The organism is Pseudomonas sp. S07E 245 (assembly GCF_019599025.1).
Taxonomy (GTDB): domain Bacteria; phylum Pseudomonadota; class Gammaproteobacteria; order Pseudomonadales; family Pseudomonadaceae; genus Aquipseudomonas; species Aquipseudomonas shirazensis.
The window spans coordinates 2,642,364-2,665,182 of sequence record NZ_CP080625.1 but is presented as its reverse complement, the minus strand read 5'-3'; the positions used below and the strand labels follow the sequence as shown (position 1 = coordinate 2,665,182).

The 22,819-nt window shown below is 62.4% G+C and carries 17 protein-coding genes and 6 tRNA genes; 21 read left to right on the top strand and 2 right to left on the bottom strand.

Annotated features, from left to right (window positions below):
* Positions 1 to 14 precede the first annotated feature (14 nt).
* The 13 genes from uvrB to K3F44_RS12265 all read left to right on the top strand — a co-directional run bounded on the left by uvrB (position 15) and on the right by K3F44_RS12265 (position 8,277).
* The gene (gene uvrB, locus K3F44_RS12325) at positions 15 to 2,030 is read left to right on the top strand and encodes an excinuclease ABC subunit UvrB (RefSeq protein ID WP_101321457.1); all 2,016 of its coding nucleotides are present in this window, start codon (positions 15 to 17) and stop codon (positions 2,028 to 2,030) included.
* A gap of 145 nt (positions 2,031 to 2,175) precedes the next feature.
* Entirely contained in the window at positions 2,176 to 3,657 is a 1,482-nt protein-coding gene (gene gltX, locus K3F44_RS12320; protein WP_220634108.1) for a glutamate--tRNA ligase, read from the top strand.
* Between the two features lie 245 nt (positions 3,658 to 3,902).
* Positions 3,903 to 3,978, top strand: a tRNA-Ala gene (locus K3F44_RS12315).
* A gap of 76 nt (positions 3,979 to 4,054) precedes the next feature.
* Positions 4,055 to 4,130: transfer RNA gene (locus K3F44_RS12310), tRNA-Glu, on the top strand.
* Positions 4,131 to 4,183: 53 nt separating this feature from the next.
* A tRNA-Ala gene (locus tag K3F44_RS12305) sits at positions 4,184 to 4,259 on the top strand.
* 42 nt (positions 4,260 to 4,301) lie between these two features.
* A tRNA-Glu gene (locus K3F44_RS12300) sits at positions 4,302 to 4,377 on the top strand.
* A gap of 64 nt (positions 4,378 to 4,441) precedes the next feature.
* Positions 4,442 to 4,517: transfer RNA gene (locus tag K3F44_RS12295), tRNA-Ala, on the top strand.
* A 45-nt stretch (positions 4,518 to 4,562) separates the two neighbouring features.
* A tRNA-Glu gene (locus K3F44_RS12290) sits at positions 4,563 to 4,638 on the top strand.
* A gap of 171 nt (positions 4,639 to 4,809) precedes the next feature.
* On the top strand, positions 4,810 to 5,349 hold the full coding sequence (locus K3F44_RS12285) for a TetR/AcrR family transcriptional regulator (protein WP_220634107.1): 540 nt from the start codon (positions 4,810 to 4,812) through the stop codon (positions 5,347 to 5,349).
* Between the two features lie 22 nt (positions 5,350 to 5,371).
* On the top strand, positions 5,372 to 6,205 hold the full coding sequence (locus tag K3F44_RS12280; protein ID WP_101323080.1) for an alpha/beta hydrolase: 834 nt from the start codon (positions 5,372 to 5,374) through the stop codon (positions 6,203 to 6,205).
* Positions 6,206 to 6,248: 43 nt separating this feature from the next.
* Positions 6,249 to 6,683: a thioesterase family protein gene (locus K3F44_RS12275; RefSeq protein ID WP_181107043.1), complete on the top strand. Its 435-nt coding sequence runs from the start codon at positions 6,249 to 6,251 to the stop codon at positions 6,681 to 6,683.
* 49 nt (positions 6,684 to 6,732) lie between these two features.
* The gene (locus K3F44_RS12270) at positions 6,733 to 7,707 is read left to right on the top strand and encodes a tRNA-dihydrouridine synthase (RefSeq protein ID WP_220634106.1); all 975 of its coding nucleotides are present in this window, start codon (positions 6,733 to 6,735) and stop codon (positions 7,705 to 7,707) included.
* 126 nt (positions 7,708 to 7,833) lie between these two features.
* Complete coding sequence (locus K3F44_RS12265) at positions 7,834 to 8,277, top strand: Hsp20 family protein (protein WP_101321435.1); 444 nt, start codon at positions 7,834 to 7,836, stop codon at positions 8,275 to 8,277.
* Between the two features lie 49 nt (positions 8,278 to 8,326).
* Here K3F44_RS12265 and K3F44_RS12260 read toward each other — a convergent pair whose 3' ends face one another.
* Both K3F44_RS12260 and K3F44_RS12255 read right to left on the bottom strand, forming a co-directional pair.
* The gene (locus K3F44_RS12260; protein ID WP_220634105.1) at positions 8,327 to 11,623 is read right to left on the bottom strand and encodes a PAS domain S-box protein; all 3,297 of its coding nucleotides are present in this window, start codon (positions 11,621 to 11,623) and stop codon (positions 8,327 to 8,329) included.
* Positions 11,624 to 11,684: 61 nt separating this feature from the next.
* Complete coding sequence (locus K3F44_RS12255; protein ID WP_101321431.1) at positions 11,685 to 12,563, bottom strand: LysR family transcriptional regulator; 879 nt, start codon at positions 12,561 to 12,563, stop codon at positions 11,685 to 11,687.
* A 130-nt stretch (positions 12,564 to 12,693) separates the two neighbouring features.
* On the opposite strand from K3F44_RS12255, the gene leuC reads away from it, so the two are divergent.
* The 8 genes from leuC to K3F44_RS12215 all read left to right on the top strand — a co-directional run bounded on the left by leuC (position 12,694) and on the right by K3F44_RS12215 (position 22,702).
* The gene (leuC, locus tag K3F44_RS12250) at positions 12,694 to 14,127 is read left to right on the top strand and encodes a 3-isopropylmalate dehydratase large subunit (RefSeq protein ID WP_101321429.1); all 1,434 of its coding nucleotides are present in this window, start codon (positions 12,694 to 12,696) and stop codon (positions 14,125 to 14,127) included.
* Positions 14,124 to 14,768 (top strand): 3-isopropylmalate dehydratase small subunit, encoded by a 645-nt coding sequence (leuD, locus tag K3F44_RS12245; protein WP_101321427.1) that lies wholly within the window; start codon positions 14,124 to 14,126, stop codon positions 14,766 to 14,768. Before leuC ends, leuD begins: the two co-directional genes overlap by 4 nt.
* 78 nt (positions 14,769 to 14,846) lie before the next feature.
* Positions 14,847 to 15,929: a 3-isopropylmalate dehydrogenase gene (gene leuB, locus K3F44_RS12240; protein ID WP_150572950.1), complete on the top strand. Its 1,083-nt coding sequence runs from the start codon at positions 14,847 to 14,849 to the stop codon at positions 15,927 to 15,929.
* Positions 15,930 to 15,993: 64 nt separating this feature from the next.
* Positions 15,994 to 17,106 (top strand): aspartate-semialdehyde dehydrogenase, encoded by a 1,113-nt coding sequence (asd, locus tag K3F44_RS12235; RefSeq protein WP_101321423.1) that lies wholly within the window; start codon positions 15,994 to 15,996, stop codon positions 17,104 to 17,106.
* A 139-nt stretch (positions 17,107 to 17,245) separates the two neighbouring features.
* Positions 17,246 to 18,250: an aspartate-semialdehyde dehydrogenase gene (locus tag K3F44_RS12230; RefSeq protein WP_101321421.1), complete on the top strand. Its 1,005-nt coding sequence runs from the start codon at positions 17,246 to 17,248 to the stop codon at positions 18,248 to 18,250.
* Between the two features lie 71 nt (positions 18,251 to 18,321).
* Positions 18,322 to 21,048 carry a FimV/HubP family polar landmark protein gene (locus K3F44_RS12225; protein ID WP_220634104.1) on the top strand — a complete coding sequence of 909 codons (2,727 nt, stop codon included), beginning with the start codon at positions 18,322 to 18,324 and terminating at the stop codon, positions 21,046 to 21,048.
* A 119-nt stretch (positions 21,049 to 21,167) separates the two neighbouring features.
* Positions 21,168 to 22,022 (top strand): tRNA pseudouridine(38-40) synthase TruA, encoded by an 855-nt coding sequence (gene truA / locus K3F44_RS12220; RefSeq protein WP_101321417.1) that lies wholly within the window; start codon positions 21,168 to 21,170, stop codon positions 22,020 to 22,022.
* Between the two features lie 59 nt (positions 22,023 to 22,081).
* Positions 22,082 to 22,702 carry a phosphoribosylanthranilate isomerase gene (locus K3F44_RS12215; protein ID WP_150570206.1) on the top strand — a complete coding sequence of 207 codons (621 nt, stop codon included), beginning with the start codon at positions 22,082 to 22,084 and terminating at the stop codon, positions 22,700 to 22,702.
* Positions 22,703 to 22,819 lie beyond the last annotated feature (117 nt).

The window sequence follows — 22,819 nt, the reverse complement described above, 5'->3', positions numbered from 1 at the left end:
GCTCGAGGTCTGCCATGTCCGAGTTTCAGCTTGTCACCCGTTTTCAGCCGGCCGGCGACCAGCCTGAGGCGATTCGCCAGTTGGTCGAGGGTATCGACGCCGGGCTTTCGCACCAGACCCTGCTCGGGGTAACCGGCTCGGGCAAGACCTTCAGTATCGCCAACGTGATTCAGCAGGTGCAGCGGCCAACCCTGGTGCTGGCGCCGAACAAGACCCTGGCGGCCCAGTTGTATGGCGAGTTCAAGGCGTTTTTCCCGAACAACGCGGTCGAGTATTTCGTTTCCTACTACGACTACTATCAGCCGGAAGCCTATGTGCCGTCTTCGGACACCTTCATCGAGAAGGATGCATCGATCAACGACCATATCGAGCAGATGCGCCTGTCGGCTACCAAGGCCCTGCTCGAGCGACGCGACGCCATCATTGTCACCACGGTGTCGTGCATCTACGGTCTGGGCAGCCCTGAAACGTACCTCAAGATGGTCCTGCACATCGATCGCGGCGACAAGTTCGACCAGCGCGCGTTGCTGCGGCGCCTGGCCGATCTGCAGTACACCCGCAACGAGATGGACTTCGCCCGCGCCACCTTCCGTGTGCGCGGTGATGTCATCGACGTGTACCCGGCCGAGTCGGATCTCGAGGCGATCCGCATCGAATTGTTCGATGACGAAGTGGAGAACATTGCCGCCTTCGACCCGTTGACCGGCGAGGTGCTGCGCAAGCTGCCACGTTTTACCTTCTATCCGAAGAGCCACTATGTAACCCCGCGTGAAACCCTGCTTGGGGCAATCGAGGGCATCAAGGAAGAGCTCAAGGACCGCCTTGAGTACCTGCACAAGAACAACAAGCTGGTCGAGGCGCAGCGCCTCGAGCAGCGCACCCGCTTCGACCTGGAAATGATCCTCGAGCTGGGCTATTGCAACGGTATCGAAAACTACTCGCGCTACCTGTCTGGTCGGCCTTCCGGTGCGCCGCCGCCCACCCTGTACGACTACCTGCCTGCCGACGCCCTGCTGGTGATCGACGAGTCGCACGTGAGCGTTCCGCAGGTCGGCGCCATGTACAAAGGCGACCGTTCACGCAAGGAGACTCTGGTCGAGTACGGTTTCCGTCTGCCATCGGCGCTGGACAACCGGCCCATGCGCTTCGATGAATGGGAGTCGGTCAGCCCGCAGACCATCTTCGTTTCTGCCACCCCCGGTCAGTACGAGGCGGAGCATGCCGGGCGTGTGGTCGAGCAGGTGGTGCGGCCGACCGGCTTGGTTGATCCGTTGGTAGAAATCCGCCCGGCGCTGACCCAGGTCGACGATCTGTTGTCGGAGATCGGCAAACGTGTGGCCGTTGGCGAGCGCGTGCTGGCCACCACGCTGACCAAGCGCATGGCCGAAGACCTCAGTGACTACCTGGCCGACCACGACATACGCGTGCGCTACCTGCACTCGGACATCGACACTGTCGAGCGGGTAGAGATCATTCGCGACCTGCGTCTGGGTACCTTCGATGTGCTGGTAGGGATCAACCTGCTGCGTGAAGGCCTGGATATGCCCGAAGTGTCGCTGGTGGCGATTCTGGATGCCGACAAGGAGGGTTTCCTGCGCTCGGACCGCTCGCTGATCCAGACCATCGGCCGCGCAGCGCGTAACCTCAACGGCAAGGCCATCCTGTATGCCGACCGCATGACCGGCTCGATGCAACGCGCCATCGACGAGACCGAGCGCCGCCGGGCAAAGCAGATCGCCTTCAACGAGGCCAACGGCATCGTGCCCAAAGGGGTGGTCAAGGACATCACCGACATCATGGAAGGCGCCAACATCCCCGGCGGGCGCAGCAAGAAGCGCAAAGGCATGGCCAAGGCGGCGGAGGAGAGCGCTCGCTACGAAGCCGAGTTGCGCACCCCAGGCGAGATCACCAAACGCATCAAACAGATGGAAGAGAAGATGTTCCAGCTGGCGCGCGACCTCGAGTTTGAGGCCGCCGCGCAGATGCGCGACGAGATCACCAAGCTGCGTGAGCGGCTGATCACCAGCTAAGTTGCCGACGGGTCCGGTGATCGGCATAGCCTGCCGATCATCTGCACGCCTGGGCTGACGGTGGGGCGATTGCGCCACCGCTGGAGCCTGATGCCCGCTCCCTGCTAACATCGCGCCTTTGTTTCAACTTCGTTCGAGACCCTCCATGACCACCGTTCGCACGCGTATCGCGCCATCGCCCACCGGCGACCCCCATGTTGGCACCGCCTACATCGCCCTGTTCAACTACTGCTTTGCCAAGCAGCACGGCGGCGAATTCATCCTGCGCATCGAGGACACCGATCAGCTGCGTTCGACCCGTGAATCGGAACAGCAGATCTTCGACGCCCTGCGCTGGCTGGGCATCGAGTGGAACGAAGGCCCGGACGTGGGCGGCCCGCACGGCCCTTACCGGCAGAGCGAGCGTGGCGAGATCTACGCGAAGTACGCCAAGCAGCTGGTTGACGCCGGGCATGCGTTCTACTGCTTCTGTACCGCAGAAGAACTCGACCAGATGCGCGCCGAACAGATGGCCCGGGGCGAGACGCCGCGTTACGACGGCCGCGCGCTGTTGCTCAGCGCTGAGGAAGTGCAGCGTCGCCTGGCCGCTGGTGAGCCCCATGTGATCCGCATGAAGGTGCCAAGCGAAGGCGTCTGCGTGGTCCCGGACATACTCCGTGGCGATGTCGAAATCCCGTGGGATCGCATGGACATGCAGGTCCTGATGAAGAACGACGGCCTGCCGACCTACTTCTTGGCCAACGTGGTCGATGACCACCTGATGGGCATCACTCACGTCCTGCGTGGCGAAGAGTGGCTGCCGTCGGCGCCCAAGCTGATCAAACTGTATGAGTACTTCGGCTGGGAGCAGCCGCAGCTGTGCTACATGCCGCTGCTGCGTAACCCGGACAAGAGCAAGCTGTCCAAGCGCAAGAATCCGACTTCGGTCACCTTCTACGAGCGCATGGGCTTCATGCCCGAAGCCATGCTCAATTACCTCGGCCGCATGGGCTGGTCGATGCCGGACGAGCGCGAGAAGTTTTCCCTGGCCGAGATGGTCGAGCACTTCGACCTGTCGCGGGTTTCCCTGGGTGGGCCGATCTTCGATATCGAAAAGCTGTCCTGGCTCAACGGCCAGTGGCTGCGTGAGTTGCCGGTCGAGGAGTTCGCTGCGCGGGTACAGAAGTGGGCGTTCAACAGCGATTACATGATGAAGATCGCGCCGCATGTGCAGGGTCGCGTAGAGACCTTCAGCCAGATCGCCCCATTGGGTGGCTTCTTCTTCGAGGGTGCGTTGAAGCTTGATGCCAAGCTGTTCGAGCACAAGAAGCTCTCGCCCGATCAGGTCCGCCAGGTCATCCAACTGATTCTGTGGAAGCTGGAGAGCTTGCGCCAGTGGGAAAAAGACCGCATCACCGGTTGCATCCAGGCCGTGGTCGAATCGCTTGAGCTGAAGCTGCGTGACGCCATGCCGCTGATGTTTGCTGCTATCTCAGGCCAGGCCAGTTCGGTGTCGGTGCTGGATGCGATGGAAATCCTTGGCCCTGACCTGACTCGCTACCGCCTGCGTCAGGCGCTGGATCTGCTCGGTGGTGTGTCGAAGAAAGAAAACAAGGAATGGGAAAAACTGCTGGCCAACATTGCCTGACAGCCAGCTACCCAAGCGTGCTTGCCTGTCCCAGCTGACGCTGGGCGGGCCGGCTGCCGTAGGCAAAATCGTCAATTGCTGGGGCAGGGCGGTAAGTGATTGTTATCTGTGAAAAATCTTTTGGTTAATTTCAAAAATTCGTTTGACAGCATAGCCATCCGATCTTAATATGCGCCCCGTCCACAGCGATGAACGTAACGAACTGTCAGCAACCCAGCCGGCAATTCAGTTCAAAGCGACATTGTGGGGCTATAGCTCAGCTGGGAGAGCGCCTGCATGGCATGCAGGAGGTCAGCGGTTCGATCCCGCTTAGCTCCACCAAATTCCGATTCTTGGCCAGCACTGCTGGCGGAGAATGAAACCCGGCACCAGCGCCAGGTTTCACGGTAGAAGGTTCGTCCCCTTCGTCTAGTGGCCTAGGACACCGCCCTTTCACGGCGGTAACAGGGGTTCGAGTCCCCTAGGGGACGCCAGTTTTACACAAGCGATGTATAACCATGTCGCTGGGCCGCGAGGCTAGAAATCCGGGGCTATAGCTCAGCTGGGAGAGCGCCTGCATGGCATGCAGGAGGTCAGCGGTTCGATCCCGCTTAGCTCCACCAATTTTGCCGCGGTTTGTGCAAGCGAACCGGCACGAAGGTTATGTCCCCTTCGTCTAGTGGCCTAGGACACCGCCCTTTCACGGCGGTAACAGGGGTTCGAGTCCCCTAGGGGACGCCAGTTTTACCCGCGTTTTGCGGGGCTTTAAAGGCTCATTCGCATATTGGATGGGCCTTTTGTTTTAGGGGCTATAGCTCAGCTGGGAGAGCGCCTGCATGGCATGCAGGAGGTCAGCGGTTCGATCCCGCTTAGCTCCACCAATATTTGCCAGGGTTCGTGAAAGCGGGCCTGCACGAAGGTTACAAGTCCCCTTCGTCTAGTGGCCTAGGACACCGCCCTTTCACGGCGGTAACAGGGGTTCGAGTCCCCTAGGGGACGCCAATTTTTTCTCGCGTTTTGCGAGGCTTATAAGGCTCATTCGATTATTGAATGGGCCTTTTGTTTTTTTAGCCTTCCTTACTTTTTCAATGAAGCGGCCTGAGCTCGATTTTTTCGCTTGCCAATAAATATTATGTGCATCATATTACGCTCATAATATTTATCGGGTGGCTTATGAACGACAAGAAGAGCAAGACCCGCCAACGCATTCTCGATTCAGCCCGCAGCGCGTTGATCCAGCACGGACCGGCCGAGCCCAGTGTGAGTCAGGTGATGGGCGCCGCCGGGTTGACCGTGGGCGGTTTCTACGCGCACTTCGGCAGCAAGGACGAACTCATGCTCGAGGCGTTCAGCCAGTTGCTGAGCGAGCGCCGCGGTTTATTCACCCAGATCGATCCAGCCCTTGACGGCGCCGGCCGCCGTGCCCTCGCTGCTGCTTTCTACCTGTCACGCAAGCATCGCGACGCGCTCGAGCAGGCATGCCCGTTGCCCACCTCGCTGAGCGAGATGCAGCGCCTGCCTGAGGCGTTTCGCGAGGCGCTGGCCGAGCACCTGGAGCTGATGACCGCGCAGATGGTCGACGGCCCTGAGGACGCCGACAAGGCGTTGGCCGACCTGGCGCTGATGATCGGTGGCCTGGCGCTGGCCCGAGCGCTGGGCACCAGTGAGCTGTCCGACCGAATCCTGCGCGCCGCCAAGTCGGCGGTCATCTAGTGGCCTGACTGGAGTATTGATGATGACTACCCTGAGTTGGATTCGCGGCGTCAACGGTACCCTGGGCCGGCTGGCCCCCGAGCATATAGCGGGCAAGATGCGCCGCGCCTTCATGACCCCGCGCAACCTGCCGCCGCGGCAATGGGAGTTGCCCTTGCTGGCGACAGCTGAACGCATCACCTTGCGCTTCGGCCTGTCAGCGCTGCGCTGGGGCCAGGGGCCGACAGTGCTGATGATGCACGGTTGGGAAGGGCGCCCAACCCAGTTTGCCGCGTTGATTGAAGCGCTGGTGGCGGCGGGGCATACCGTGGTGTCGCTGGAAGGGCCGGCCCATGGACGTTCTCCGGGCCGCCAGGCGCATGTGGCGCTGTTTGCCCGGGCGCTGCTCGAAGCTGCTGCCGAACTGCCGCCGCTGCGCGCCGTGATCGGCCATTCGATGGGCGGTGCCAGTGTCTTGCTGGCGCTGCAATGGGGTTTGCGCACCGAGGCTGCGGTCAGCATTGCCGCGCCGGCGCAACTGCTCGGGGTATTGCGCGGTTTTGCCCAGCGGCTGGGCATGCCGGCGCGGGCGCGGGCGGCGTTTATTCGCCAGGTCGAGCAGGATGTCGGCCTGCAAGTCGCCCGGCTTGACGTCAACGGCTATCAACTCGAGCTGCCGGGCCTGATAGTGCACGCCAGTGATGATCCTCTGGTCGCTGCCAGCGAAGCGCAATTGATCCACAAGGCCTGGTTCGACAGCCGCTTGCTGATGCTCGAAGAAGGCGGTCACCAGCGTGTGCTGGCCGACCCGCTCCTGGTCGAAGGCGTGCTTGAGCTGCTGGCGCGCGCTGCCACACCAGCACGCCAAAGCGCCTGAGCATCCGGTACAATCAACGCGTTCAATGACCTTCGGAGCGCGCATGAGCTGGGATCTGGCATCGCCATTCATCATCGACCTACGCGTTGGCGGTGACGACATCGACGGCCTCGGCCACGCCAACAACGCGGTCTACGTCACCTGGCTGGAGCGCTGCGCCTGGCGCCACTCGCAGCGTCTGGGTCTGGACCTGGTCGAATATCGCCGTCTTGACCGGGCCATGGCCGTTGTTCGCCACGAAATCGATTACCTGGCTGCCGGCTACGAAGATGACGAGCTGCAACTGGCCACCTGGATCGTCGACTGGGACCAGCGCCTGCGCATGACCCGCCGGTTTCAGCTCAAGCGCCCGAGCGACGGCGTGACCCTGCTGCGCGCGCAAACCACCTTTGTCTGTATCGAGCTGTCGACCGGCAAGCCCAAGCGTATGCCGGGCGAATTCATTGAAGGTTATGGGCAGGCGCTGGTCGGCGTCTGAGTCCACCTGATTGTTTGCTAGACTGCCGCCTTTTTCGCGAGAGCCATCCATGCAAATTGCCCTGGCCCCCATGGAGGGGCTGGTCGACAACATCCTGCGCGACGTCCTTACGCGGGTCGGCGGTGTCGACTGGTGCGTGACCGAGTTCATTCGCGTCTGCGACCGCCTGCTGCCACCTTCCCAGTTCGACAAGCTCGCCCCTGAACTGCGCCACGGCGCGCGTACTGCGGCAGGTGTGCCCATGCGCGTGCAGTTGCTTGGCTCCGATCCGGTGTGCCTGGCTGAAAACGCTGCATTGGCCTGCGAGCTGGGCGCGCCGGTGATCGACCTGAATTTCGGCTGCCCGGCCAAGACGGTGAACAAGTCCCGCGGTGGGGCGGTGTTGCTCAAGGAGCCTGAGTTGCTCCACGCGATCGTCCGTGAAGTGCGCCGGGCGGTGCCTGCCCACATCCCGGTCACGGCCAAGATGCGTCTGGGCTTCGATACCCCGGATGGCGCCCTCGATTGCGCTACCGCGTTGGCCGAAGGTGGCTCGGCGCACCTGGTGGTGCATGCACGGACCAAGGTCGAGGGCTACAAGCCGCCGGCGCACTGGGAGTGGGTGGCGCGGGTGCAGGATGTGGTCAAGGTGCCGGTGTTCGCCAATGGCGAGATCTGGACCGTGGACGACTGGCGACGGTGCCGCGAGGTCAGCGGCGCTGAAGACATCATGCTCGGCCGTGGCCTGGTGTCGCGGCCTGATCTGGGCCTGCAGATTGCTGCTGCACGGGCGGGGCTCGAGTATCAGCCGCTTGCCTGGCAGGCGCTGTTGCCGTTGCTGCGCGAGTTTTGGCGTCAGGCCCAGGCCAAGCTGTCGCCGCGCTATGCGCCGGGGCGGATGAAGCAGTGGGTGGCAATGCTGACTCGCAGCTATCCGGAAGCAGTACTGTTATTTGCCGAACTGCGCCGGGTCGATGATTGTCAGCGGATCACCCATTTGCTGGGTGCCGACATCAGCCAGATGCCATGTGAAGCAGTGGCCTGAGCAAATTTTAAAAATTTTTTTGGTTGAGCTCTTGAAAGCGGTTGGTCGGGCCATATCTATTTAGTACGCGATGCCGAATTCGGGTCGCGGATTGACTCACTTGCTGATTTTCAGGAGTTTATGACCATGACTACCGCTTTCTCCCTTGCACCACTGTTCCGCCATTCCGTTGGTTTCGACCGTTTCAACGACCTGTTCGAATCCGCGGCGCGTAATGAGGCCGGTAGCAGCTACCCGCCCTACAACGTGGAAAAACATGGCGATGATCACTATCGCATCGTGGTTGCAGCAGCAGGCTTCCAGGAATCAGACCTTGAACTGCAGGTTGAGAAGGGCGTACTGACGGTTACTGGCGGCAAACGCGACGCCAGCAACGACGCAGTGACCTACCTGCACCAGGGCATCGCTCAGCGTGCCTTTAAGTTGTCGTTCCGCCTGGCCGACCACATCGAAGTGAAATCCGCAGGCCTGGCCAACGGACTGCTCAGCGTCGAACTGCTGCGCGTCGTGCCGGAAGAAGCCAAAGCCAAGCGGATCCCGATCAGTGCTGACAAGCCAGCGTTGAACTGACGATTGGCTGGGGCCGCCTCGCGGCCCCATTTCTTTATCCCCCGCCTGATCAATAATCCGCCGGTGCCTCAAGCAACATTTGCCTGAACTCGCTCAGCGGCAACGGTCGGCTATGCAAATACCCCTGATACAAATGGCAACCCAGCCGCTCGAGAAACTCCAATTGCTCGCTCAGCTCGACGCCCTCGGCAATGATCGTCAACTCAAGGCTGCGGGCCATGGCGACGATAGCGCGGACGATCTCGGCATCATTTGGATCTATCGGCGCATCGCGCACGAATGACTGGTCGATCTTCAAGGTATCCACCGGCAGCCGCTTGAGATAGGTCAGCGACGAGTAACCGGTGCCGAAGTCATCCATGGCAAAACTCACGCCGTAGCCTTTGAGTTCACGCATCTTGGCGATGGTGTCCTCCAGATTCTGGATCACGATGCCCTCGGTAATCTCCAGCTTGAGCATGTGCCGGGGCAGGCGATAGTCGTCCAGGCTGCGCAGCACTCTGCCGACAAAGTCGTTCTGGCGGAACTGCCGCGGGCTGATATTCACGCACAGGCTGAATTCGTCCGCCTTGATCAGGCCGTCGCTGAGCATGCCGGCACAGGCATCACAGGCCTCGTCGAGAATCCAGCTGCCCACCTCCAGAATCAGCCCGCTTTCTTCCAGCACCTGGATGAACTGCGAGGGCGGTTGCTGCCCCAGTTGCGGGTGATGCCAGCGCAGCAGTACTTCAGCGCCGACAATGCGATTGTCGCGGGCATCCACCTGCGGCTGAAAGTGCAGCGCCAGTTCGCCGCGGGCCAACGCCTGGCGCAGATCATTCTCCATGCGCAGGCGTTCACTGGCCGCCTTTTGCATGGTGGTGTGGTACAGCTGGGTGGTGTTGCGCCCAGAGTCCTTCGCCCGGTACAGGGCAATGTCGGCGCGCTTGAGCAAGTCGGCAGGCGTAGCCCCATGATCGGGGATCAAGGCAACGCCAATGCTGGGGGTGACTTGCAGGCGCTGGCCGTCCAGAGACATCGGCTCGGCGAGCAATTCGCGCAGGGTATCGGCCAGTTCGCGGACCTTGCCTTCAACCGCCTCGCGGCTGCCTTCCAGGCCGCTGAGCAAGACCACGAACTCGTCGCCGCCCAGGCGCGCCACGGTGTCTTCCAGGCGCACGCTGGCCTCGAGCCGGGCGGTGATGACCTTGAGCACGATGTCGCCGACCGGGTGACCGAGTGAGTCGTTGATGTGCTTGAAGTGATCGAGGTCGAGAAACAGCAGCGCGCCGCGCAGGTTGTGCCGCTTGAGCAAGGCGATCTGCTGGCTCAGGCGGTCCATCAGCAGGGCGCGGTTGGGCAGGTTGGTGAGCGGGTCGTGGTACGCCAGGTGGCGAATCTGCGCCTGGGCGTTTTTCAGCTGGCTGACGTCGCGCGCGGTCAGCAGCAGGCATTCGGTGGCATTCAGGGTAATCGGCTCGACTGACACTTCCACCGTCAGCAGTTCGCCGCGTTTGTTGCGTCCGAGCATCTCGCGGTGGTGCACCCGCCCGCGCAGTTTGATCTCGCTGAGCAAGGTCGCCCGTTGCGTGTCGTCGGCCCAGATGCCGAGCTCGTGCACGGTACGCCCGATCACTTCGTCAATGCTGTAGCCCGTCAGGCGGCAGAAGCCGTCGTTGACTTCCAGGTACAGGCCGCTGGCGCGCACGGTTATGGTGATGGCGTCGGGGCTGGAGTGAAACGCCTTGGCAAATTTCTCTTCACTGGCCTTGATTGCCGCTTCGGCGCGCTGCTGCTGAGTGATGTCACGCAGTGAGGTCACGCTGCAGGGCTGGTTATCGACCATGATCAGGCGGCTGGAAATGACACAGGTCATGGGCGCGCCACTACGATGGTTGACCACGACTGCGACGTTGCTCAGCGCCCGTTCGCGGATCACGTGTTCGATACGCTGGGCGCGCTCTGCGGTTTCTGCCCACAGGCCGATCTGCTCGGCGGTGCGGCCGAGCACCTGTTGCGCGCTCCAGCCAAAGGTCTGGCTGAAGGCCGGGTTGATCTCGATGAACTGGCCATTGTCCTGGCGGGTTACGCAGATTGGGTCGGGGCTGACCTGGAAGAGGCTGGCGAACTTTTCTTCAGAGGCGCTCAGGCGCTGCTCGCGCTCGACCTGGTCGGTGATGTCGAGCAGGGTGCCAGCCATGCGCAACGGATTGCCCTGCTCGTCACGGTAGAGGCGGGCGCGGCTTTCTATATAGCGCGCTGCGCCATTTTCCAGCTGCACCCGGTAGGTGATCTGGTAACTGCCCGCCGGGCCTTCGCGCAAGCTGCGATAAGACTGGCGCATGGCCTCACGCTCCTGTTCAGGCACACCTTCGAAAAACGCTTCGAAGGATTCATGAAACGGCACCGGCTCCAGCCCATGCAGCTGCGCGGCGCGCGCCGAGCCGTAGAGCATGCCGCTGGGAATATGCCAGTCCCAGGTGCCCAGCTGGGCAGAGTCCAGCGCCAGGTCGAGGCGTTCCTGGCTGTCCTTGAGGGCAAGCTCGGCGCGCTTGCGCTCGCTGGTATCGACAAAGGTAGTGAGTAGAAACGCTATGCCCTCCAGCTCGATGCTCTGGGTGCACAGGATGCCGTCGTGGACCTTGCCGCCGCTGCCGCGAAACTGCACTTCCATGGTGATCGGCCCGGTGTTGTAGCGGGTCGCCTCCAGTACCTGCTGGCGCTGTTCCGGATGCACCCACAGGCCCAGTTCGATACTGGTCTTGCCGACGATCTGCGCCCCGGGCCAGCCGAACATGTCTTCAAAATGCTGGTTGACCTCGAACAGCATGCCGTCTTTGCGCCGGCTGAGCAGAATCGCATTGGGGCTCATGTGAAACAGGCTGGCAAAGCGTTTTTCCGAGTTGATCAAGGCCGTTTCGCGGTCGCGCTGGCGGGTGATTTCACGGATCACGCCGATCATCTGCCGGCGGCCATTGCCGTCGTGGGTCAGGCTGCCGCTGACCTCCAGCCAATGCAGGCTGCCGTCGGGCCAGCGAATCCGATGACGCATGGCCTGCTCGATGGGCTCGCCATTGACCACCGCCTGAAACGCCAGGCGGGTACGCGCGCGGTCTTCCTCCGGGAGCAGTTCAAGGTAGTCGATATCACTGGGCAAAGGCTGCTGCGGATCGAAGCCGAACAGCGCCTGGGTGCCTCGCGACCAACTGATTCGGCCACTGTCGATATCCCACAGCCAAGCGCCCAATTGCGCGCCATTGAGCGCCGCCAGCAACTGCGGGGCGTTCTGCCAGGCCAACTCCGAGTCCTGCGGGTCGACAGCAGGAATACGCGGCAAGCGCGGAAAACGGTTAGCTGATTTGGGCATCGATACCAGACCTTTGGCGAGTGACCTGTCCCTGAGAGTGGTGTGCCGCCCCGACGAACCGTCAGGCGCTGCCGGCGTGACTGTCGAGCAGGGCCATGAATGCCTTGGCGGCATTCGAAAGGGTGCGCTCGGTGTGCAGAATGTAGCCTAGCTGCCGCGTCAGCTTTACGCCGGGCAAAGCGATAGGCGCAACCTGATCATCGAGCATGGTGCGCGGCAGCACGCTCCAGGCAAGGCCGATCGAGACCATCATCTTGATGGTTTCCAGGTAGTTGGTGCTCATCGCGATGTTGGGTGTCAGGCCCTGGCTTTCGAACAGGCGCTGGACAATGTGGTGGGTAAAGGTATTGCCGCCGGGAAACACTGCCGGATGGCGGGCGACGTCAGCCAGGCTCACTGTCTCGCTGCTGGCCAGCGGGTGCTCGGGGGCAGCCACCAGATCCAGCGGATCGTCCCAGACCGGCACCGCGCGCACCAGGTTGTGCGGTTCGGGGGCCAGGGTAATTACCGCGATTTCAGCCCGGCCGTGGAGTATTTCATCGTAGGCCGCTTCCGAATCTAGGAACTGAATATCCAGCGCAACCAGGGGGTACTGACGGGTGAAAGCCCGCAATAACGGTGGCAGGCGGTGCAGGCCGATGTGGTGGCTGGTCGCCAGGGTCAGCCTACCCGTGACTTCACCGGTCAGATTGCTCAGGGCGCGTCGTGTATCGTCGAGTACATTGAGTATCTGGTAGGCACGCGGGAGCAGGGCGCGGCCGGCCTCGGTCAGGGTCACTTCGCGGCCCAGCCGATCGAACAGGCGAACGTCAAGTTGCTGCTCAAGGCCAGCGATGCGTTTGCTGATGGCGGGCTGGGTCAAATGCAGGCGTTCTCCTGCGCCAGAAAAACTGCCGGTCTCGGCGATGGCGATAAACGCACTGAGGTTGGCCAGGTCCACTGCTCGTATTCCTTTTGGTTATCCAAAGCATAAAAATTATCAATTTGAGTTATTCAATCTAAACCCATAGCATCGTCCGTACAAGCCAAGGGGTTATTGGCATAGAAAGACGCTGATGAGGAACAGTCTGATGGCCGGCAAAACGCTTTACGACAAGCTCTGGGATGCGCATGAGGTCAAGCGACGCGACGATGGTTCGTCGTTGATCTACATCGATCGCCACATCATTCACGAAGTGACGTCGCCCCAGGCATTCGAAGGCCTGCGTCTGGCCAAGCGGCAGCCGTGGCGGATCGACGCCAACATCGCTACGCCCGACCACAACGTGCCGACTACCCCTGAGCGCAAAGGCGGCATCGAGGCCATCGCTGACCAGGTGTCGCGTTTGCAAGTGCAGACCCTCGATGAAAACTGTGACGAATACGGCATCGTCGAATTCAAGATGAACGACATTCGCCAGGGCATCGTTCACGTCATCAGTCCAGAGCAGGGCGCCACCTTGCCGGGCATGACCGTGGTCTGTGGCGACTCGCACACCTCGACTCACGGCGCTTTCGGCGCACTGGCCCACGGCATCGGTACTTCCGAGGTCGAGCACGTGCTCGCCACCCAGTGCCTGGTCGCAAAAAAAATGAAGAACATGCTGGTCCGTGTCGAGGGCCAGCTGGGCGAAGGCGTGACCGCCAAGGACATCGTCCTTGCCGTGATCGGCAAGATCGGCACCGCCGGCGGTAACGGCCATGCCATGGAATTTGCTGGCAGCGCCATCCGCGACTTGTCGATGGAAGGCCGCATGACCATCTGCAACATGTCCATCGAGGCCGGCGCCCGAGTTGGCCTGGTCGCTGTCGACCAGACCACCATCGATTACGTCGAAGGCCGCCCCTACGCGCCGACTGTCAGCCAGTGGCCGCAAGCGGTTGCCGCCTGGCGAGGGCTGGTGTCCGACACCGATGCGGTATTCGATACCGTGGTCGAGCTCGACGCCGCACAGATCAAGCCACAGGTCAGCTGGGGCACCTCGCCGGAGATGGTCCTGGCCGTTGATCAGCGTGTACCGGATCCAGCTGCCGAGCCGGATCTGGTCAAACGTGGCTCGATCGAGCGCGCGCTCAAGTACATGGGCCTGAGTGCCAACCAGGCGATCACCGATATTCGTCTCGATCGGGTGTTCATCGGCTCGTGCACCAACTCGCGCATCGAAGACCTGCGCGCTGCCGCCGAAGTCGCCAAGGGCCGCAAGGTCGCCGCTACCGTCAAGCAGGCGATGGTGGTACCGGGCTCGGGCCTGGTCAAGGCTCAGGCCGAGAAGGAAGGGCTGGACAAGATCTTCATCGAAGCCGGCTTCGAATGGCGTGAACCGGGCTGCTCGATGTGCCTCGCGATGAACCCGGATCGGCTGGAAAGCGGCGAGCATTGCGCGTCGACCTCCAACCGTAACTTCGAAGGTCGGCAGGGCGCCGGTGGTCGTACCCACCTGGTCAGCCCGGCAATGGCCGCCGCTGCCGCGGTGACCGGCCACTTCATCGATGTCCGCGAGTTGATTCAAGGGAGCGCAGCATGAAAGCCTTTACCCAGCACACCGGCCTGGTTGCGCCATTGGATCGCGCCAACGTCGATACCGACCAGATCATCCCCAAGCAGTTTCTCAAGTCGATCAAGCGCACCGGCTTCGGCCCGAACCTGTTCGATGAATGGCGCTACCTGGACGTTGGCCAGCCATACCAGGACAACAGCAAGCGCCCGTTGAACATGGACTTCGTGCTCAACCACGAACGTTACCAAGGTGCCAGCGTGTTGCTCGCCCGGGAAAACTTCGGTTGCGGCTCGAGCCGTGAGCACGCCCCGTGGGCCCTCGACGAATATGGCTTTCGCAGCGTCATCGCGCCAAGCTTTGCTGATATCTTCTTCAACAACAGCTTCAAGAACGGCTTGTTGCCGATCATCCTCAGCGACGAAGAAGTCGACGAGTTGTTCAAGCAGGTCGAAGCCATTCCAGGCTATCAGCTGACCGTCGACCTGCAGGCGCAGGCCGTTACCCGTCCTGACGGCAAGGTGCTGCACTTCGAGATCGACGCCTTCCGCAAGCATTGCCTGCTCAATGGTCTCGACGACATTGGCTTGACCTTGCAGGATAGCGAGTCGATCCAGGCGTTCGAAGCCAGGCACCGCGCCAGCCAGCCATGGCTGTTCCGCGAAGCCTGAAGCAGCGCGCAGGTCGGGCATTAATTTTTGTTCGGCGCGGCCATGGCGGCGGCGCCGTTTGAACGGATAGAGAAAAGCATGAGCAAGCAGATTCTGATTCTCCCAGGTGACGGTATCGGCCCTGAAATCATGGCCGAAGCGGTCAAGGTACTGGAGCTGGCCAACGACAAGTTCCAGCTCGGTTTCGCCCTGGAGCACGATCTGATCGGTGGCGCTGCCATCGACGCCCATGGCGTGCCATTGGCGGATGCCACCCTTGAGCGTGCGCGCAACGCTGATGCGGTGCTGTTGGGCGCTGTCGGCGGGCCGAAGTGGGACAAGATCGAGCGGGACATTCGTCCAGAGCGCGGCCTGCTGAAGATTCGTGCGCAACTGGGCCTGTTCGCCAACCTGCGTCCTGCGATTCTCTACCCGCAACTGGCCGACGCCTCTTCGCTGAAGCCGGAAATCGTTTCGGGCCTGGACATCCTCATCGTCCGTGAACTCACCGGCGGCATCTACTTCGGCGCCCCGCGTGGCCAGCGCGAGCTGGAAGGCGGCGAGCGTCAGGCCTACGACACCCTGCCATACAGCGAAAGCGAAGTGCGCCGGATTGCCCGGGTCGGCTTCGACATGGCCCGCGTGCGCGGCAAGAAGCTGTGCTCGGTCGACAAGGCCAACGTACTTGCGTCCAGCCAGCTGTGGCGTGAAGTGGTTGAAGAGGTTGCCAAGGATTACCCAGACGTCGAACTCAGCCACATGTACGTCGACAACGCCGCCATGCAGCTGGTGCGGGCACCCAAGCAGTTCGATGTAATGGTTACCGACAACATGTTCGGCGACATTCTTTCGGATGAAGCGTCCATGCTCACCGGTTCCATCGGCATGCTGCCTTCGGCCTCGCTGGATGCCAACAACAAAGGCATGTACGAGCCATGCCACGGCTCGGCGCCAGACATCGCCGGCCAGGGCGTAGCCAACCCGTTGGCGACCATCCTGTCGGTGTCGATGATGCTGCGTTACAGCTTCAATCAGCACGCTGCTGCCGAGGCAATCGAGCAGGCGGTCAGCCAGGTGCTCGATCAAGGCCTGCGCACGGGTGATATCTGGTCGACAGGCTGCAACAAGGTTGGCACCAAGGAAATGGGTGATGCAGTAGTCGCGGCGCTGCGGAATCTGTAATCTCTCTGGCCCGCTGCCAATATCTCTCGGTGGCGGCCCACTTTTTAGCAAAGGTGTAGTTGCGATGAAACGTGTAGGTCTGATCGGTTGGCGTGGAATGGTCGGTTCCGTGCTCATGCAGCGCATGCTGGAAGAGCAGGACTTCGACCTGATCGAGCCGGTGTTCTTCACCACCTCCAATGTCGGTGGCCAAGGTCCGAACGTGGGCAAGGATATTGCTCCGCTGAAGGACGCCTACAGCATTGAAGAGCTGAAGACCCTCGACGTCATTCTGACTTGCCAGGGCGGCGACTACACCAACGAGGTGTTCCCCAAGCTGCGCGAAGCCGGCTGGCAGGGTTACTGGATTGACGCTGCATCGTCGCTGCGTATGCAAGATGACGCGGTGATCGTCCTCGATCCGGTCAACCGCAAGGTGATCGACCAGCAGCTCGATGCCGGTACCAAGAACTACATCGGCGGCAACTGCACCGTCAGCCTGATGCTGATGGGCCTGGGTGGCCTGTTCGAAGCGGGTCTGGTCGAGTGGATGAGCGCCATGACCTACCAGGCCGCTTCCGGCGCTGGCGCGCAGAACATGCGCGAGCTGATCAAGCAGATGGGCGGCATCAACGCCGCCGTCAGCGAAGACCTGGCCAACCCGGCCAGCGCCATCCTCGACATCGACCGCAAGGTTGCCGAGGCCATGCGCAGCGAAGCCTTCCCTACCGAGAACTTCGGTGTGCCGCTGGCCGGTAGCCTGATCCCCTGGATCGACAAGGAGCTGCCCAACGGCCAGAGCCGTGAGGAATGGAAGGCCCAGGCCGAGACCAACAAGATCCTCGGCCGCTTCAAGAGCCCGATCCCGGTCGACGGCATCTGCGTGCGCATCGGTGCCATGCGTTGCCACAGCCAGGCGCTGACCATCAAGCTCAACAAGGATGTGCCGCTGGCCGATATCGAAGGCATGATCAGCCAGCACAACCCATGGGTGAAACTGGTGCCGAACCAGCGTGAAATCAGCATGCAGGAGCTGAGCCCGACCAACGTCACCGGTACCCTCAACGTGCCGGTTGGTCGTCTGCGCAAGCTGAACATGGGCAGCCAGTACCTGGGCGCGTTCACCGTCGGTGACCAGCTGCTGTGGGGAGCTGCCGAGCCGCTGCGCCGCATGCTGCGGATTCTGCTGGAGCGCTGATTGCGTTTGCACTGAAGAAAAACCCGCGCTGTTGCCCAGCGCGGGTTTTTTTATGGGCGGTAGATGGCGCGGCCAAGGTACCCCCAGGCTGAGAATCCAAGTAAAGTGCCGCTCCCGCCGTTTCAGCAGAGGACTCCCCATGAGCCAACCCCTAGATATCGCCGTGATCGGCGCCACCGGCAGTGTCGGTGAAACCCTCGTGCAGATCCTCGAAGAGCTCGAATTCCCGGTGGGCACCCTGCATCTGCTGGCCAGCATGGAATCGGCTGGCAGCAGTGTAATGTTCGCCGGCAAAAAGGTGCGCGTGCGTGAGGTCGACAGCTTCGACTTCAGCCAGGTCAAGCTGGCCTTCTTTGCTGCGGGCCCGGCGGTCAGCCGCAGCTTCGCCAGCAAGGCCCATGCCGCCGGTTGCAGCGTGATCGACCTGTCCGGCGAGCTTGAGCACGCCGTTGCCCTGGTACCAGAAGCCAATCCCGAGCAGGTGGCCGGCCTGAGCCTGCCCGCGCTGATCACCAGCCCAAGTGCCAGTGCCGTGGCCCTGGCGGTGGCGTTGGCGCCGCTCAAGGGCCTGCTCGATATCGAGCGGGTGCAGGTCATGGCCAGCCTGGCGGTGTCGGCCCAGGGCAAGGAAGCGGTGGGTGAGCTGGCCCGGCAGACCGCCGAGCTGCTCAATGCGCGGCCATTGGAGCCGCGCTTCTTCGATCGGCAGATCGCGTTCAACGTGTTGGCCCAGGTCGGCGCCGTTGATGCGCACGGCCACAGCGCGGTAGAGCGGCGTCTGGTCAATGAGCTGCGGGCGCTGCTGGATATGCCAGCGCTGAAGATTTCTGTGAGCTGCGTTCAAGTCCCGGTGTTTTTCGGCGATAGCTTGAGTGTGGCCGTGCAAAGCCGGCGCCCGGTGGATCTGGGTGCGGTGAACCAGGCGCTGGAGGCGGCGGCGAGCATCGAATTGGTCGAAGCGGATGATTATCCGACACCGGTGGGTGACGCAGTCGGCCAAGACGTGGTCTATGTTGGTCGTGTACGGCACGGAATTGATGAGCCAGAGCAGCTCAACCTTTGGCTGACCACCGACAACCTGCGCAAGGGTGCGGCACTCAACGCCGTGCAGGTCGGCCAATTGTTGCTTAAACACAGGCTGTAAAAGATACTGCTGAGCACTTTTGTCCTGCACCGCATGCAGGTTTCGGGACGATTCATACAAGGGAAGAGGTCATGCTTCGAATTCGCAAACTGGTTCTGGCCATGGCGGCAGCTTCGGCGCTGTCGTCTGGCATGGCCAATGCTCTGGGGTTGGGTGAGCTGACACTGAAGTCGGCGCAAAACCAACCGCTGGACGCTGAGATCGAACTGCTCGACGTTCGCGACCTCACCGCTGCCGAGGTGGCACCTAGCCTCGCTTCGCGCGAAGAGTTCGCCAAGGCCGGGGTGGCCTATCCGTCCTACGTCGAGGACCTGACCTTCACCACGGTGCTCAGCCCCAACGGCAAAAGCGTGTTGCGGGTTACTTCCAGTCGGCCGTTGCCGGAGCCGGTGGTCAAGTTCCTGGTGCAGGTAATGTGGCCGCAGGGGCGATTGCTGCGTGACTACAGCGTTCTCCTCGACCAGGCCCAGGCCCAAGGCGCGCAGCCTGCTGCAGCCAATATAAACCCGGCCGTGAGTGGTGCCGCCAACTACACCACCAAGCGCCGCGACACGCTTTGGCAGATTGCTGCGCGCAACAGCCAGGGTGGCTCGGTGCAGCAGACCATGCTGGCGATCCAGGCGCTCAACCCGGACGCGTTCATCGGCAACAACATCAACCAGCTCAAGGTCGGTCAGGTGCTGCGCCTGCCTGATCAGCAACAGATCCAGAGCATCCCGCAGGGTGAGGCCAATCGCGATGTGGCCGAGCAATATGCCGCCTGGCGTGAAGGGCGCAGGCTCGGGCCGCGCGCCCGCCAGCTCGATGCCACTCGCCGCGGTGCCGCTGAAGCCACGCCTGCGCATATCGCTCAAGGCGACAACCTGCGCCTGGTGACCCCTGGCGGCAAGACCGCCAGGAACGATGCCAAGGCGGTCAGTGACAAGCTGGCCGTGGCCCAGGAAAGCCTGGACACCAGCCGTCGTGACAACGACGAACTGAAAAGCCGCATGACCGACCTGCAGAGCCAGCTGGACAAGCTGCAGCGTCTGATCCAGATGAAGAACGACCAGCTGGCCCGCCTTGAAGCCCAAGGCGCGGCCGAGCCAGACCCGGCCGCTGCAGCTGCGCTGCCTGGTGCAGAGACGCCTGCTCAGCCTGCTGTACCTGCTGTCGATGCGCAACTGGCCCCGGCCGAGCCGGTGGTTACACCTGCGCCAGCTGCTGTGGATACTGCGCCGCAAGTCGCTCCTGCAGATGAGGTCAAGCCGGAACAGAGCGCTCTGGACCAGTTGCTCGGCAACCCGCTGTTGCTGGCGCTGATCGCCGGTTCCGCGCTGCTCGTGCTGCTGTTGCTCCTGCTCTTGCTGGCGCGTAAGCGCAAAGCCGACCAAGAGGCCGAAAAACACCTGCGCATGGCCCGTGCCTTGTCGGAGGAGGGCGAGCGCAACCCTGATCTGGATCTGCCACCTGGCAGCTTCGACGGTCTGGACATGTCGGCGCCGAGCGTGACCCTTGCACCAGCGGTAGTAGCAGCGTCGGCAGCAGCGGCGACAGCGGCCGAGAAACCGGCGGTGCCAGTGGTGGAGGCTGAGCCCGCAGCTCAAGCCGATACGACTGATCCACTGCTCGCGGAAGTCGACCTGAGCCTGGCTCGTGGTCGCCTGAATCACGCCGCCGACCTGCTCGAGCCTGCGGTTGCTGCCGAGCCGGAACGCAGCGATCTGCGCCTCAAACTGATGGAAGTCTACGCGCGCCAAGGCGATCAAAACGCCTTTGTCGAGCAGGAACGCCAGTTGCCCGCCAACCCAGCCAATCAAGCCGAAGTCGAATCGCTGCGTGAGCGCTTCCCGGCCATGGTTGCACTGGCAGCTGCCGGCCTCGGTGCTGCGGCGCTGGCCGCTGAGCTGGACGAGCAGTACGTACAGGAGCTGCTGCAGGACGAACAGGACATCCCGGCCGCTGTCGAGCCGGAGCCGGTGCTTGACGATCTGTCTTTCGAGCCCGAGCCGGTAATCACCGAGCCCGCACCTGCAGCAGAGCCCGAGCCCGAGCCGGCCGCACTGGCCGATATCGAACCGGTTGCCGAAGACGATCTGGACACTGCCTTCGACCTCAGCCTGGACGATGACCTGTTGCTGGATGAGCCACTGCAGGCGCAGCCCCAGGACGACCTCACGGTAACGCTGGACGATAATCCGCAAACCGAGCTGAGCGAGCCGGTTGAACCTGTCGCTGCCGCTACCGACGCGGACGATGATTTCGAAGCGCTGCTGGCACAGGCACAAGCCCAGGCCCAGGCCGAGCCGCAGGCCGTTGATGACCTGGCTGACTTCGACCTTGACGTCGGCGACGTAGCAGTCGAGCCGCCGGCAGCAGAGCCACCGGTAGATGTCGCGGCGGAACTGGCCGCATTCGACGAAATCCCCGAGTTCGATCCGATCTCCGAGCTGGAGCTGCCAGACGACTTCGATCTGTCGCTGTCGCTGGACGACGACTCGCCGGCAGCGCAGAACTTCGCCTCCGAGCTGGACGACGTCAACGCCGAACTCGACAAGCTGTCGCAGAGCCTGGAAACCCCGCCGCTCGAGCCGCAGTTCACGGCCGCCGATGCCGAGCAGGAGCTGGAGCCGCTGGACGATTTGGACTTCGACTTCTTCTCCGGCGCCGATGAGGTCGCGACCAAGCTTGACCTGGCGCGTGCCTACATCGACATGGGTGACCATCAAGGCGCGCGGGACATCCTTGATGAAGTGGTCAAGGACGGCGACGACACCCAGCGCAGCGAAGCTGAGGACATGCTCTCGCGTCTGGTCTAGTCAGCCAGTTCAGCAGAACGGGGCAGGGCCGACATGGCGCCTGCCCGGCAACGGCAGCCCTATCGGCTGCCGTTGTCGTTATACTGCCGCCTTTTGTTCCATCCACAGGTTTCAGTTACTTGGACATCATCGACATCGACCGGGCCGAATCGGCGGCCGAAGGCTTCTCCCGGATTGCCCTGGGCGTGGAATACAAGGGCGCCCGCTACCGTGGCTGGCAGCGCCAGACCAGTGGCGTACCGAGTGTTCAGCAGGCGCTTGAGCAGGCCCTGTCGAAGGTGGCCAATGCACCCATTACCGTGTCTTGCGCCGGGCGCACCGATGCCGGTGTGCATGCCAGTGGTCAAGTTGTGCATTTCGATACCAATGCGTTGCGCGACGAGCGTGCCTGGACCATGGGTACCAATTTCAATCTGCCCCACGACATCAGCGTGACCTGGGCGACGGTCATGCCGGCGGATTTTCACGCCCGCTTCAAAGCCAACGCCCGGCGTTATCGCTACGTCATCTACAACGATCCGATCCGCCCGGCGCACCTGGCCGAGGAAGTCACCTGGAACCACCGCCCACTCGACGTCGAGCGCATGGCCGAGGCCGCTCGATGCCTGCTCGGTACCCACGACTTCAGCGCCTTTCGCGCCAGCCAGTGTCAGGCCAAGTCGCCGGTCAAGGAGATGTACCATCTGCGCGTGACCCGGCACGGCCAGATGATCGTGCTCGACATCCGCGCCAGCGCCTTTCTGCACCACATGGTGCGTAACATCGCTGGTGTGTTGATGAGCATCGGCAGCGGTGAGCGGCCAGTGGCCTGGGCCCGTGAAGTGCTGGAAAGCCGCGACCGGCGCGAAGCCGGAGTTACCGCGCATCCGTATGGGCTGTACCTGGTCCAGGTCGAATATCCCGAGCCATTCGTGCTGCCTCAGCGTTACATCGGCCCACACTTTCTCAGCGGTTTCGATACCTTGGCGGACTGACGCGGCATCCAGCGTTTGCTACCATCCGCCCCCTATCGATTACCGAGGGTTCGCCGTCCATGAGCAACGTGCGCAGCAAAATCTGCGGGATTACCCGCATCGAGGATGCCCTGGCTGCCGCCGACGCAGGCGCCGATGCCATTGGTCTGGTGTTCTACGCCAAGAGCCCGCGTGCGGTCGACGTGCACCAGGCGCGGGCGATCATCGCCGCGCTGCCGCCGTTCGTGACCACGGTCGGTTTGTTCGTCAATGCCTCACGCTGCGAACTCAACGAGATCCTCGAGGCGGTGCCGTTGGACCTGCTACAGTTCCACGGCGACGAAACCCCGAGCGACTGTGTGGGCTTCAACCGGCCATACATCAAGGCCCTGAGGGTGCGCCCGGGGGATGATCTGGAGGCGGCTTGCCAGCACTACGCGGGTGCCAGCGGAATTCTGCTGGATACGTTCGTCGCCGGCGTGCCTGGTGGCACCGGCGAGGCGTTCGACTGGTCGTTGGTGCCGGCGCAGTTAAGCAAGCCGATCATCCTTGCCGGCGGCCTGAGCGCAGACAACGTCGCCCAGGCGATCGCCCAGGTGCAGCCGTATGCGGTGGATGTCAGCGGCGGCGTCGAGCAGGCCAAGGGCATCAAGGACGCGGCCAGGATCGAAGCGTTCATGCGCGCAGTGCGCCAGGCATGAGTGCAGATGTGACGGCTGGCCGCGCGCCATCGTCCATAGCTTTCGCAGCCTGGTGCTGCCCGGCGCGCGCTGTGGCGCAGCCGAACAGATTGAACACGGCCCGGTCGTCCGGCCGGC

Coding starts and splice junctions, on each gene's coding strand:
- uvrB (WP_101321457.1), top strand. CDS start 15: ATGTCCGAGTTTCAGCTTGTCACCCGTTTTCAGCCGGCCGGCGACCAG.
- gltX (WP_220634108.1), top strand. CDS start 2,176: ATGACCACCGTTCGCACGCGTATCGCGCCATCGCCCACCGGCGACCCC.
- K3F44_RS12285 (WP_220634107.1), top strand. CDS start 4,810: ATGAACGACAAGAAGAGCAAGACCCGCCAACGCATTCTCGATTCAGCC.
- K3F44_RS12280 (WP_101323080.1), top strand. CDS start 5,372: ATGACTACCCTGAGTTGGATTCGCGGCGTCAACGGTACCCTGGGCCGG.
- K3F44_RS12275 (WP_181107043.1), top strand. CDS start 6,249: ATGAGCTGGGATCTGGCATCGCCATTCATCATCGACCTACGCGTTGGC.
- K3F44_RS12270 (WP_220634106.1), top strand. CDS start 6,733: ATGCAAATTGCCCTGGCCCCCATGGAGGGGCTGGTCGACAACATCCTG.
- K3F44_RS12265 (WP_101321435.1), top strand. CDS start 7,834: ATGACTACCGCTTTCTCCCTTGCACCACTGTTCCGCCATTCCGTTGGT.
- K3F44_RS12260 (WP_220634105.1), bottom strand. CDS start 11,623: ATGCCCAAATCAGCTAACCGTTTTCCGCGCTTGCCGCGTATTCCTGCT.
- leuC (WP_101321429.1), top strand. CDS start 12,694: ATGGCCGGCAAAACGCTTTACGACAAGCTCTGGGATGCGCATGAGGTC.
- leuD (WP_101321427.1), top strand. CDS start 14,124: ATGAAAGCCTTTACCCAGCACACCGGCCTGGTTGCGCCATTGGATCGC.
- leuB (WP_150572950.1), top strand. CDS start 14,847: ATGAGCAAGCAGATTCTGATTCTCCCAGGTGACGGTATCGGCCCTGAA.
- asd (WP_101321423.1), top strand. CDS start 15,994: ATGAAACGTGTAGGTCTGATCGGTTGGCGTGGAATGGTCGGTTCCGTG.
- K3F44_RS12230 (WP_101321421.1), top strand. CDS start 17,246: ATGAGCCAACCCCTAGATATCGCCGTGATCGGCGCCACCGGCAGTGTC.
- K3F44_RS12225 (WP_220634104.1), top strand. CDS start 18,322: ATGCTTCGAATTCGCAAACTGGTTCTGGCCATGGCGGCAGCTTCGGCG.
- K3F44_RS12215 (WP_150570206.1), top strand. CDS start 22,082: ATGAGCAACGTGCGCAGCAAAATCTGCGGGATTACCCGCATCGAGGAT.